Here is an 11,901-nt window from a genome sequence, read left to right as displayed (position 1 = left end):
TGTTAGCTGCGACTACCATGAATTATAAACATGCAAACCCAACCATAGATTAGACCAGGGCTGGGTTTAGCTTGTAAAACTCAATTTCATTTCTTCTTTTTGTGATAATGGTAGCCTGTGCAAAGGCCCTTTTGTTTGGATTTCGCGGAACAATTATGTCCACCATTTTTGTCCAGTCTACCTGGATGGGCATAAGCTGAAGAAGATACACCAATAAGTACGACAAAAGACAAGATTACAATGACAACCTTTTTCATAAGTCACCCTTCGATCACACCCTATGCTTTAGGGCTTAATTCATCCTCCATCATTCTACATGAAAACCCATAATTAGGATATCCTTATTACTCCAACATTTGCTTATTCTATAATTTTAAACTTCCTCAACGCATGTGTGATGCCATCCTCACTTGCTCGCAGTGTGACATAGTCGGCACTTTGTTTGACGCGCTCTCCTCCGTTTCCCATCGCAATGCCAAGTCCCACATACTCTAGCAAATCCATATCATTTTCACCATCGCCAAAGGCCACTGCTTCCTCTTTCGATATATTCAGGTGGGCGAGTACTTTCCCTGCCGCTATGGATTTGGATACTTCGTTCTCTTCCAGTACGTTAGACACGTAAGGATGAAACCTCACGAATTTTAATACAGGGAATCTGGATTGGAATTTCTCCACTTTGTCTTGATCGGCATATAAGCAAATGCAATACACTTCCTGTTCCAAAGAACTGATTCTCAAGGGGTACTCCATCAGACCGAGCGTATCTCTCAATGCATCGATGACACGCACATCCCTTGTACATAAACCATTCATCTCGAATGACTCTGTAAAATAAGAAATACTGCTGCCGTTCAGCTCGGCAAATTCACTGAATTCTCTTACCACTCGTTCAGAAAGCACCGACTTATGTATCACTTCTTCACCGTTCTTGATCAATGCCCCGTTAGCCGAAATTATGGTATTAATCCCGAGTTTCTTGAAATCTCTGCATAAATTGTACGGTCTGCCAGTGACCAGCACGACCTGTATGCCCCTACGAACCAATTGTCTAATCGACTCCTCTGTACTTGGAGAGAGACTTCGATCCTTCTCACTGAGTAGCGTACCGTCCACGTCCATAAATACGATTTTAATCAAAGGAACACCTCCTAAGTTATCAATTGAGCATCAAACTTCCATACAAAAGGCAAGTGCTCAGTTAACTTAGTAGTCTTCCTGTACTTGCCTTTACATTAACGGGTCTGGACGTTCTGGCTCCGCTCCATATACCACAGTTGAAACGCCTCTACGGCTTCAAGCGGAATATCGTTTAAAGTGTGATGCAGAACTGGTTTGGCACGATTCACGGTTTGAATCGAAGCAACTCCAAACCAACGTTGCAGCAGATTCCGGGTGATCTGTACCTCAATGACTTTCTCTCGCTTGGAGATGTATAGTGTTGAGGTTAATGCACCCGTTCGCAATTGGATAAAGTTCTGATTCAGGACGTATCGTGTATGGAGAAAATCAATTATTCTGCATATGACAATCCACAGTAACAGAATAGCGGAAATCATCCACCATGCCTGATTCTGTCCCAGAATCGGCGGTTTGAAATAAAACAGTAACCCTGTTGCAATGATCCACACCCAGCTTGGTGTCAGCATGCGCAGCCATAATGATTTTCGTGGAAGCTTTTGCATCTCCTGCGTAACCTGATAGGATGGCAAAATCTCCGAGATCATATCGTAAGCTTGCTTCACAGGCAGAAAAGGATAGAGCGAGTTAACTTCCTGTTCGGATTCTCCCACACTACCTGCTGTCGTCAGTTCCACTTCTGCCAATCCTAGCAGTCTTTTCATCGGAGACTGTGTGATTTTCACCGCCTGTACTCGCTCTTTCAGGATCGAAAATGCGGTCTGTTCCAACATACCCTTCGTAATGTAGATACGTTTGCGATCAGAGGAGATTTGGAAATCACCATACTTCACAAAGGTTCTGACAATGCCTAGCATAATGGAAACAGCAATAAGTCCTGTGATGATCAATGCGGTAATCCACCATGTATCCAGCCACGTTAATAGGATGCTCTCCGTCACTTTTTCATCGGGAAAGAAATCTTTCACCGACGAATAGAGCGATCCCAGAATCGGAATAAGTACCAGAAAGCTGAGCGAGGTAAACGAAGCTTTGAATATATCTTTTCGGGTGGACTTGTAATGGACAATCCGTTCAAGTTCTTCTTTTACAGTCGAGGGGATATCTTCTTCCAGTGTTACGTGTTCAGGTCGCGTCACGGGTTCTTCGTTTGGTTCTACAGCATCACTGGCGACAATCGCTTCCGTTATATGCCCTGCTACGACCTTTTCAAGCCGATCCGATTCGGAAAGCGAAACGACTTGCAACTGAAAAGTAGCATCTTCTCCCTTGATACCCGTCTCAAAACGAATGGATGTGACTCGGAACAAACGATGAAACAGCGACGTATGCCGGTTTACGTTCTGAATTTTGGTATAGGGTATCGTTCTTCTTGTGCGATTAAATACCCCACTGTAGATCTGAAAAGCCTTATCATCAGCGGTATAACGGAGCGTAAACCAACTCCAGATGATGCTTATCACACTAAACGCGATAGCCACATAGAAGACGATTCTGCCATACATAATCCACGTGGACGCCGAGCCATGACGGAGAATAAATAAAAAAACGATAAATGCAAAAGAATTTTTCACCAGTTTCCACAAACTCCAGAGCATGGCTAACGGGTGTTGTCTTTTCATCTCGTTCATTCATCCACCTCATTAATCCTTGCATAGGACGCAATCTGATTACGCAGTTCAAGCGCCACTTCCTCTGGCAGCGCCGGGATCGTATGAGATGAACCCATCGTGCCAATCGATACAGAATATAGGCCATATTTTCTCAAAAGAGGACCTTGGTTCGTCGTGACGGATTGTACTTTGGCCATGGGAACGATCTGATGTACCTTTTTCAAAGCGCCGTGTTTCAATTGCAAGAACTCCTCATTCGCATCGTAATACCAATGCTTGTATAACAATGAAGGCCGGATAAAAACCTCCCACACCGTATACAGCACTGATATGGCAGTCACTCCCCACAGCAACCAACCAATCCACGCCCTCCATCCAAAGACGGAATCCAGAATCAGCAGTGCTGCAAGCACAATCAACCCTATTCCGTTCGATATAATCGCACTGATTCTCCATATGGTTATGGCATCCGGCGATAAACGTTGCTGGGGTGTACTCTGTATGTACTGCATATCTTCACTCCTTTTTCTTACTGTACGAAGAATAGTCCTCTATCGATGCAGAAAGATTGACTTAGTAAAAGAGATGACCCCTGTTCAGTACAGGTCGTCATCTCTTAGTCATTTATTGCAGCAAAATCCTTCACATTACATAACCACACCATATGGTCCGTGCCTTCACCCCAGTAGTTCTTTGCCACGGCATAGGGTTCTCCAAACTTCCGCTGCCATTTCTTCTGGGCTATCCGGTATCCACTATCCAGGCAAAATTGCGTAATCTCACGCCTCTGAAGTTCGGTTGCCAAAGCCTGAATGAGAGCAGACCCAATACCCTGACCCTGAACCTCTGGCAAAACGTAGAGACTACCCAGCTCCCCTACGTGGTTCAATTGGTGGTCTGTGCATTCTTGAATCTCCTCACCGCAAGGACCATACGAAATGGTGCCCACAACGGTATCTTCCCTTTTGGCAAGCAGAAAGAAGACACTTGATTCCTTGTTGTTGTCCGGATGCAAAGCGAAGTGAAGCATCGCTTTTTTGTGTTCAATTTCATCACGTATGTCTTCGTGTAGGGAACCCAGCCCTTCCTGTGTGAATGCATTCGTTATGGATGTCTCAAATACCCGCCAGGCACTCTCCATATCCGATGATGTTAAAGGTTGAATGGTAATCAGGTGACTCATATGACCGTCTCTCCGTTTCAATAGCTATATAAATTAAACTAAAAAATATTTACACTTGCCACTCCGATGGCAGAAGAACCTTCCGATCGCTGTTATCCCCAGATTTTTTTGATTCCTATTTTCAAAGGGTACAATCCGGGGATAAAGGCGAAGCTGATGCTTCCGATGCAGCTTTCTTTCAGAAAGCTTTTAGCTTCGCTTCTTTAGGTTTTTTCTGTCCTCTCCGTTATCGTGTAATTTTTTGTTGAACCTATATAGTAAACTGACTTACCGAAAGTAATCTGTAATCTTCTGTGTCAGTCCGTATGACTTTGAATCAGTTTCCTCACTCGGTTTGCATCCTCTATGGGTATGCTGTATCCTACGTGGGTATCCTCACGGTTAACCAGAAGGGCTGACTGCTTGGGATCTTTGCCTATGGAAAAATCATACTGGGTTAAGGACCCATCTGCATCTGTTAAGATCATCTTGTACTCCGCGCTATAATCAAGACTTCCCGATATACGCTCCGCTTTGTTTATAGCCTCGATTACGATTTCAATCTCAACAGGATCTTCAATTTTGACATCCTCGCACGCTTCAGTTATGAAGTTTGGGTTGCATGTTAATGTAATGAGCGAAGGTAGAGCTTCTTTCGGATTAGAATTAGTTCCAATTGGATGGTTGCACCCTGCAAGGAGCACCGCGAAGAGAACTAAGAGAATCCCTGCTTTTTTCATTAGCATATATACCTCCCGGCTAAACTAAACACATGGTACTCACTCTCTAAGCAATCATCTGTATCTAGCTCTAGATGCTTATGCTCGCATGCTGCAACTCGGTGTCCCATCCTTGGAGCAGGACTTTTAAACGCTGTGCAGTATCGGCCACGAAAGCACTTATCTTTACGTCCGTAATGAATTTGGGAACTATACCCGGTGTTCAACCCTGCACTCGCTCTGTTTGTATCCTCTCAAATAACTTCTCCAAATCCGTATGAAGATCCGGCTGTTCGTTAACGAGCAGGCTTATGTATTCCGACCCGCATTCATAGAAAACAAGACGATTAAACGGAGCTGAATCCCCCATACGATTGATTTCCAGTCCCAATTTCTCCCGAATTCGATTCTCCAGATAGCGCGCGTAACCTTCGTTCCATTCCAGCCAGTTGAAGTACTCACCTTGTTCTTCACTCAAAGAGCTGAACAGGGCTACTCTCGCCTCTTTCACTTGCAAGAGATCCTTACTCTTCAAGGCTGACAGCAGCGAAGTAATCCGCTGGACAACCATCTCATTGTCATAAGGAAACTCATAATCCAGTTCCCATGTTACACGTTTGATTTGCTCCATCTTACGTTTGATCTCAAGACGGTCACCCATGTCGGTATACTGCTCATATACGTAACAATGGACAAACTCATGAAAGAGATAAACTTTCTGTTCAAAATTTTGGAACGCCGCATCCGTCACTACTGCGCACATCCGCCCACCCATGTGGTGCACCGGAAATGCTGCAAGGCATCCTTCGGGAATGTTCAGGTCATCTGGGACGGTTTTCACCCATTCATATTGCTGCGTCTTGGACGAATAATCATAGATATATAATAAAGTTTCAAATGCCACAACCACGGGATAATAGTCTGCGAATAAAGGATGTATACTGACCAAATCTTTTTGAAGCTCCTGCAATTCGTTGATTTGCTCTAAAAAAGTATCCATGTCATTTACCCTCTCTTTAGTTGAATGATGAATTAATCATATCAATAGAACAACAATAAAACACTGAGAGAAAAATGATAATTCTATTGTTGAGTGAGATTTCTACAGCTTAGAACCGTTCTCCTCGTTTCTCATATAGATAAATGTCCAACGCCTGAATCCCGAGTTTAGCAAGTTTGATAAATAAAATGAGGGCATATACACCCAAACCGAATAACACCAAGTTAAATAAAACTGCGAATGTTGAAATGAATGAAAAGCTCATCACAATTCCTCCTTTTTTATCAACGTACTGAATTCATAATTCATATGATCATCATGATTGATAAATAGTTCAATTTATTAATTCACCAAACTATTTTAGCATATTTTACCTCCATTTACTTTCTCCAATCAAATTCCTCATTCTTGATAGAGTGAATTCTAATCATTAAATTCAAAAAGTCTTCCCCGAACTCCGGCAGGAAGACTCTACTTAAGACTTATTTTATTGGATACGTTCACCGCTTACCACATGCCAGTGTTGATGCTTCGAATCCTGGAAAGTGCCCAGGTTAGTTACGATTTTGGAAGAACCCGTCTGGACAACCATGTCCGCAGCAACCTTTTTGATAACGCGCATGATCTCCAGTAATAGTTCATCATTATTAGCTTCTTCCTGTGAAATGAACGATTGGATATGGATCTTTGGAATAACAACAATATGATGCTTGTAGTATGGTCGGGTATGATGATAAGCCAGCACCTTGTCTGTTTCCATGACGATATTTACTTTGGTATTACCACTAAGCACTTCATCACAATAAAAATCCTGTGTCATATACGATCCCCTTTCACTACTTAGTTAATATATCCCGCTTTTTTCAGTACATATTCCGTGAACGGATTAATCTCTGGAATGGGCATAGTCAGATCAAAATAACGTAGTTCCAGTCCTTCATCATCCATGACCGTTGGTTCGCCCTGAATTTCAGTAGCCTCATAGACAGCCATGACATTATATACTTCATCTCCATGCGGATACTTGTAATACATGTCCTGACCAGAGAAAACGGTAATGAGTTTATAGGCACCCGCTCTCAGTCCAGCTTCCTCATATAATTCACGGGCAGCAGCTTCCTCCAAAGATTCTCCCGGTTCCAATGATCCGCCAAGGGTTCCCCAATCCAGACTATCTGTACGTCTTTGCAATAACAGATGGCCCTGCTCATTGAAGACCAACACACATGAACCAGCCATGATTAGAGGGCGCGAACCCACCAGCTTTCTCAACTCCATGATATATCCCATAAAGATTTTCCCCCGTCTGTAATCAGATAAGTTCAACAACGTGTCTCTAAGACTTGGATTTAGTCAAGATTCCCTTGTCTACGGAATTTTGGATAATCTGCTGTGCGTACGTCCACAATGTTTTGGAACCGTTCTCAATCTCACGATTTCTATTTAACACCTGTTCACTTGTAATATTGTATTTCTGCCACGTATCTCCCTCATTCTGATGATTGTGGATCAACGGCTGCAACCGATCCATCGACGAGGCAAACTGCGCTTCGTTGGTCTCCTTTGCCTCAAACTCCAGCCATAGGTTCAACAGTTCTTCGGCTTGTTCCTCAGGTAAAATCCCAAATAGTCGATGCGCAGCCTTGATCTCTCGGTCATATTTATCCGCATGTCCTACCATATCGTAGGCAAATGTATCTCCGGCATCGATCTCAACGAGGTCATGAACAAGAAGCATCTTAATGACTTTGAGAATATCCACCTCCTTGTTGGAGTGACTCTGCAAAATTAAGGCCATCATCGCCAGATGCCATGAATGCTCCGCATCATTTTCAAGTCTGTCACCATGGATAATTCTCGTTTTTCGTTCAATCGTTTTCAGTTTATCAATCTCAATTAGAAATTGAATCTGCTCCTGTAATGATTCGTTCATTTAAGTCTCCTTTCAGCATTTTTTTCCAAACCCTATCAAGAGAGATTGTACCAGTAAACTCTGTAATCAAAGTTCAGAGACATACCCACACCCTCTGCCAAACGTATTGAACCTGCATTATCTGGGGAACAGTCCCAATACGGATGAATACCTTTAATCCTGCATTCTCCTACAAATGCTTGCGCTACCCGTGCACCGTAATTCCTTCTCTTGTATGCTTCGATAGTTTCAATATCAATTGCATGCCACTGATCTGATATAAACGCCGAAAAGCAAACACTCGCGATATCCTCGCCTTGTACTGCAATGTATCCAAAGCCATGTTCCAAGAACTCATCCATGTTATCCCAAAAGCGTGAGACTTTTTCCTTCAGAAAAGATAGATTGTTGAACTTCCCAGCTTTCAGTAATGCCTCGTCTAATTTGAGAAGCCTGACAACCTCATTCTGAGAAACATACCCTTCATGAATACCCAGATGACTTAGATGTTCAGTCATACCTTGGTCTGAATCCAATGTGAATACATGCTGAATATCGCTATGGAGCTCTTTATTCACGGCCATATGATGAAGCACATCTTCCCAGCTTTCATCCGCCACACCTACCTCGACTGTGTGGATATTTAATCTTAATAACTCAGGTTCTATGTGTTCTTTCATGAAATCTTCCAATTCGTTCAGGAAGGGTTCACTTCGAGCGTCTCCGACCAACTGAAAACCGTTTTGTCCCTTCACCCAAATTAACGCTGCTGTGATATTTTCTGCATTATCAACGTAGATTCGGCCAGGATTCAACCCAGATACCACGGCCTTCACCTCAATATTTCTGTATAAGTCCGTGAAGTGCCTCAACTTACAGAATTCATGCTTATTAAGCTCGCTAATCATAAGTTCATTCCCTCCCGAACGACACTCAGGAAATACTCACGATGATCCGGATGGCAGGCAATCAGATATGGCTCTGAATTCATGCCTTCAAAGGGAACCCCTTCAAAATCCATAACAATGGCACCTGCTTCTTTCGCCATTAATATACCTGAATACAGATCGTCTCCTTCCGAATTGTAGAGCACAATACCGTCAATATCCCCCTTAGCTAACATGCACCACTGTAAGGTTGGAGCCCATAATCGCATCATTCGTTTGAAACGAACATCGAGATGTTGACGTAGCCGTACAGCCTTCTCCTCATTTTGCACCTGATGCCCCTGAATCCAGCCAATGGTCCCTTTATGAATATGCTCTTTCTTTTGGACTTTCATGGGGTTTAGATTACAACTTGCCCCATTCCCACGTGATGCCACAAACAAACGATCCACCAGAGGTTCGTAAATAACCCCGAAAACGGGTTCTGAACGATACATTAAAGTAATGGAAACGGAAAATATCGGTAGGCCAATGGCAAAGTTGTTTGTTCCGTCTAATGGATCAATCATCCACAGCCAGTCACTCTTCTGTCCGTTATGCCCCCGCTCTTCACTATGGATCTCATGATCGGGAAAACTTATACTAATTTCATCACATATTATCCGCTCTGCTTCATGATCTACTTCAGTAACTACGTCGCCAAAGTTGCCCTTCTCCTCTGCGCAGGTAATCTTATCAAAATGATCTTTGGCAACTTTTCCGGCTCTTCGAATGACTCTCTCCGCAATCTCTTGGGCTAAATGAATGGTTTGTTCGATGACCATCACTCCGTTCGGTTACTGGATCCGTATTTCCCTTTTTCTTTGTTATTAAAACTTTCCTTTATATGCATATTTCATAGATCCGAGTCTCTTCATCATCGAGCAAATATCCTTTACCGAGATACGCCCAGTTATTTTTTTCATAATAGTCCGTCAAATCCGTACATAAATACAGCATGTCGTAACCCTTCGTCTTCACCTCATTAATCGCATGATTCTGTAGTTTCCCGCCAAGGTTCTGGCCTCGGTATTCTGGATCAACATGAAGGCACGCAAACCAAGGGAACAGATCCTGCCGGCTATTCAAATCACTCCGTAACAGAGCATATCCTCCAACAATCCTGTCGCCATCCAACATTACATAAAATCGGGGTACATCACTCTCGGTTTCCACGGAACGCTCTATGCAATCCCGATAAAAATGATAGCTCGATTCCGAGCCCCACTGCTTCCAAAAATAGTGTACAGCTGTCTGCAGCATGTCCGGCTTTTGCCGAATATCAACAATCTCAAACATCACAATCTACCTTCCTTATTGTGTTCTTGTATATTTTTGTGGTAATAGCTGCCCAATCGTTGTTTTAGAATAACCCTCTTCTCCCTGCAAAATGACCTGTGTGTCCTTCCCATAATCACTAATCAGTTCTCTGCAAATACCACAAGGAGATACCACGTCTAACTGGAGTTCCGCTCCGTTCGGTACATCATTAGGATCAACTTCGGGATGTCTTACGGCGACGATCGTTTCGAATTCATGTTCCCCTTCCGAAATGGCTTTACCAATGGCAATGGCTTCCGCACATACCGAGGCACGACCGATATAGGCTTCCAGATGTACCGCCGTAAATATTTTTCCAGATCGAGTTCGTACTGCTGCCCCAACGTGATGCTTGCCCTCCTGATACAAACGCGAAATTACGTCCTTTGCTGCTTCAATCAGTTCCAAATCCTCTGTCGTTATAATCATCATGATGTCTCCTTTTTATTTCATCCAACATGTACTTCGCATAATCCAGAAGTAAATCATCACTTAGATTCACGCTCTCCAGCTCTCCGTTATATTTTGCTAGACATTGTGAGATGACTTCTTTGTACTTCGGTAAAATATGAATGAGTGCCCACTCGCCTGCTTCTCGCTTGGAGTATATAACCGACTCTTTCACATACAATAGAACCCGTGATAGGTTCAAAACATAGTAGACAGGATTCTCCGTTATTTCTTCCATAGCTGAACCAACATCAGATGTAATAGAGGCCAACATATATTCACGTTTTACGGGCTGGAATAACTCCTTAATCGGTTTGCCGACAAGCACAATTCCACGGTCAACAATAACGGCCAGGTGTGCTACCAGATCTGGATCTTCGTATCCACCGCAAAGATATTGATCATCATTTCTATACTTTTCCCGGTGATACCCCGAGTAATGAAACTCAAATGGAGTCGGAAACGTCAGTTTAGCAACCGTAGACTTCAAAACAATACTAAGTTCAAATCCTGTGACAATGTGCATTTCATCTTCGGTGTGCATCAATCTCTTCGCAATCCTTCGATAGGTATCAGCAGACAGCTGCTCCCGGCATACCACCAGAATATCGATATCGCTTTGATTAGGAAGAAAGCACTCCATAGCCATGGACCCGTGCAAATAAATTCCTACCAAAGAGTCCGAACATTCTTCTTGTAACAAATGAGAAACTGTATGTAATACCGCCTGTTCATCCACCTAAACCCTCTCCTTCATTTACGTTGTTACGTATTCAACTCCACTTTCATTTCTTCCACAAAAACAGCCGTGCCTCGTATTCTGACATCCATGTCCTGTCCATTTCTGACCACACTGACATGAACTTTCCCATCTCTGCCAATCTCATGCCCTTGCTCCACAACAAAATGAGTCTGATCCATTCCAGAATTCATATACTCCAAATAATAGGCACCCATCACACCGGAAGCTGTTCCCGTAACCGGATCCTCCGTAGTTCCCGAAAAGGGCGAGGAAAAATGTCTGGCATGCATTAGAGCATCTGAATCGCGGGTTTCCAGAGTAAAGGGATGCAAAGAAGCTTTCGGATTTTCAACTAATATCTCAGGAAATAGAGAAGAATCCGGTTTCATTTGTTGGAAAGAAGTCAGTTCACGAATCGGTATCAATAACGTCCAGGTACCCGTAGTTCCATAGACGATGGGTGTGGATAGATCAATATCATCCGTGGTTAGATTAATAGAATTTGCCAGCTTCTCTATGTCACCTTGGAATGCCATGAAACGGGGTTGATCCTGCTTCATCTCAATGTTGATCGTATCGCCATCCTGCTGGAACTGAATCGGCAATATGCCTACATTAGTCTCAATGGTAATCGACTGTTTATCCTCCAGTAGCCCTCTAGTCTTTAACCCATACATGGATGCCATTGTTGCATGGCCACACAGATTAATCTCATGACCCGGTGTGAAATATCGTAATCTAACGTCTGCAACTACTGAACTCATCACGAAGACCGTTTCATTAAAGCCGACTTTATGCGCAATCTGCTGCATCGCTTCTTCACTGAGCGAATCGGCATGAAAGACGACTCCAGCCGGATTTCCTTTACCAGGAACCGTCGAAAAAGCATCATAATAATATACAGTGATTTCATTCAT

17 protein-coding genes are annotated in these 11,901 nt (G+C 43.2%); all 17 read right to left on the bottom strand.

The features are described 5' to 3' along the window. Nucleotides 1-86: 86 nt before the first annotated feature. The gene (locus tag AC4PM4_RS17960; RefSeq protein ID WP_094030628.1) at nt 87-257 is read right to left on the bottom strand and encodes a YHYH domain-containing protein; all 171 of its coding nucleotides are present in this window, start codon (nt 255-257) and stop codon (nt 87-89) included. A gap of 103 nt (nt 258-360) precedes the next feature. Continuing rightward, complete coding sequence (locus AC4PM4_RS17955) at nt 361-1,140, bottom strand: Cof-type HAD-IIB family hydrolase (protein WP_491614202.1); 780 nt, start codon at nt 1,138-1,140, stop codon at nt 361-363. A gap of 95 nt (nt 1,141-1,235) precedes the next feature. Beyond that, nucleotides 1,236-2,771, bottom strand: a complete 1,536-nt coding sequence (locus tag AC4PM4_RS17950; RefSeq protein WP_491614201.1) for a PH domain-containing protein — start codon at nt 2,769-2,771, stop codon at nt 1,236-1,238. Beyond that, entirely contained in the window at nt 2,768-3,265 is a 498-nt protein-coding gene (locus AC4PM4_RS17945) for a PH domain-containing protein (RefSeq protein ID WP_491614199.1), read from the bottom strand. Before AC4PM4_RS17945 ends, AC4PM4_RS17950 begins: the two co-directional genes overlap by 4 nt. A gap of 104 nt (nt 3,266-3,369) precedes the next feature. Then, nucleotides 3,370-3,936 carry a GNAT family N-acetyltransferase gene (locus AC4PM4_RS17940; protein WP_063564112.1) on the bottom strand — a complete coding sequence of 189 codons (567 nt, stop codon included), beginning with the start codon at nt 3,934-3,936 and terminating at the stop codon, nt 3,370-3,372. Nucleotides 3,937-4,232: 296 nt separating this feature from the next. Beyond that, nucleotides 4,233-4,655, bottom strand: coding sequence for a YhfM domain-containing protein (locus AC4PM4_RS17935; protein ID WP_400346680.1), 423 nt, complete (start codon nt 4,653-4,655; stop codon nt 4,233-4,235). Between the two features lie 202 nt (nt 4,656-4,857). Then, the gene (locus AC4PM4_RS17930) at nt 4,858-5,634 is read right to left on the bottom strand and encodes a hypothetical protein (RefSeq protein WP_400346682.1); all 777 of its coding nucleotides are present in this window, start codon (nt 5,632-5,634) and stop codon (nt 4,858-4,860) included. 109 nt (nt 5,635-5,743) lie between these two features. Further along, nucleotides 5,744-5,899: a hypothetical protein gene (locus AC4PM4_RS17925; RefSeq protein WP_162842428.1), complete on the bottom strand. Its 156-nt coding sequence runs from the start codon at nt 5,897-5,899 to the stop codon at nt 5,744-5,746. A 222-nt stretch (nt 5,900-6,121) separates the two neighbouring features. Further along, on the bottom strand, nt 6,122-6,454 hold the full coding sequence (locus AC4PM4_RS17920; RefSeq protein WP_064639646.1) for an HIT domain-containing protein: 333 nt from the start codon (nt 6,452-6,454) through the stop codon (nt 6,122-6,124). A 20-nt stretch (nt 6,455-6,474) separates the two neighbouring features. Further along, the gene (locus AC4PM4_RS17915) at nt 6,475-6,924 is read right to left on the bottom strand and encodes an NUDIX hydrolase (RefSeq protein WP_079696456.1); all 450 of its coding nucleotides are present in this window, start codon (nt 6,922-6,924) and stop codon (nt 6,475-6,477) included. A gap of 46 nt (nt 6,925-6,970) precedes the next feature. Continuing rightward, a complete protein-coding gene (locus tag AC4PM4_RS17910; RefSeq protein ID WP_491614198.1) occupies nt 6,971-7,567 on the bottom strand; it encodes an HD domain-containing protein in 597 nt (198 codons plus the stop codon). 35 nt (nt 7,568-7,602) lie between these two features. Further along, nucleotides 7,603-8,454, bottom strand: coding sequence for a GNAT family N-acetyltransferase (locus AC4PM4_RS17905; protein WP_491614197.1), 852 nt, complete (start codon nt 8,452-8,454; stop codon nt 7,603-7,605). Further along, nucleotides 8,451-9,251 carry an inositol monophosphatase family protein gene (locus AC4PM4_RS17900; RefSeq protein ID WP_491614318.1) on the bottom strand — a complete coding sequence of 267 codons (801 nt, stop codon included), beginning with the start codon at nt 9,249-9,251 and terminating at the stop codon, nt 8,451-8,453. The genes AC4PM4_RS17905 and AC4PM4_RS17900 overlap by 4 nt, the downstream gene beginning before the upstream one ends. A gap of 64 nt (nt 9,252-9,315) precedes the next feature. Continuing rightward, nucleotides 9,316-9,771 (bottom strand): GNAT family N-acetyltransferase, encoded by a 456-nt coding sequence (locus tag AC4PM4_RS17895; RefSeq protein WP_491614196.1) that lies wholly within the window; start codon nt 9,769-9,771, stop codon nt 9,316-9,318. A gap of 15 nt (nt 9,772-9,786) precedes the next feature. Continuing rightward, on the bottom strand, nt 9,787-10,221 hold the full coding sequence (locus tag AC4PM4_RS17890; RefSeq protein WP_491614195.1) for a cytidine deaminase: 435 nt from the start codon (nt 10,219-10,221) through the stop codon (nt 9,787-9,789). Then, nucleotides 10,187-10,981, bottom strand: a complete 795-nt coding sequence (locus AC4PM4_RS17885) for an aminoglycoside adenylyltransferase domain-containing protein (RefSeq protein WP_491614194.1) — start codon at nt 10,979-10,981, stop codon at nt 10,187-10,189. Before AC4PM4_RS17885 ends, AC4PM4_RS17890 begins: the two co-directional genes overlap by 35 nt. Nucleotides 10,982-11,007: 26 nt before the next feature. Then, on the bottom strand, nt 11,008-11,901 hold the full coding sequence (locus AC4PM4_RS17880) for a PhzF family phenazine biosynthesis protein (RefSeq protein WP_491614193.1): 894 nt from the start codon (nt 11,899-11,901) through the stop codon (nt 11,008-11,010).

This window comes from Paenibacillus sp. MDV22-iso6 (genome assembly GCF_058408365.1).
This window is presented reverse-complemented; position numbering and strand designations above follow the sequence as displayed.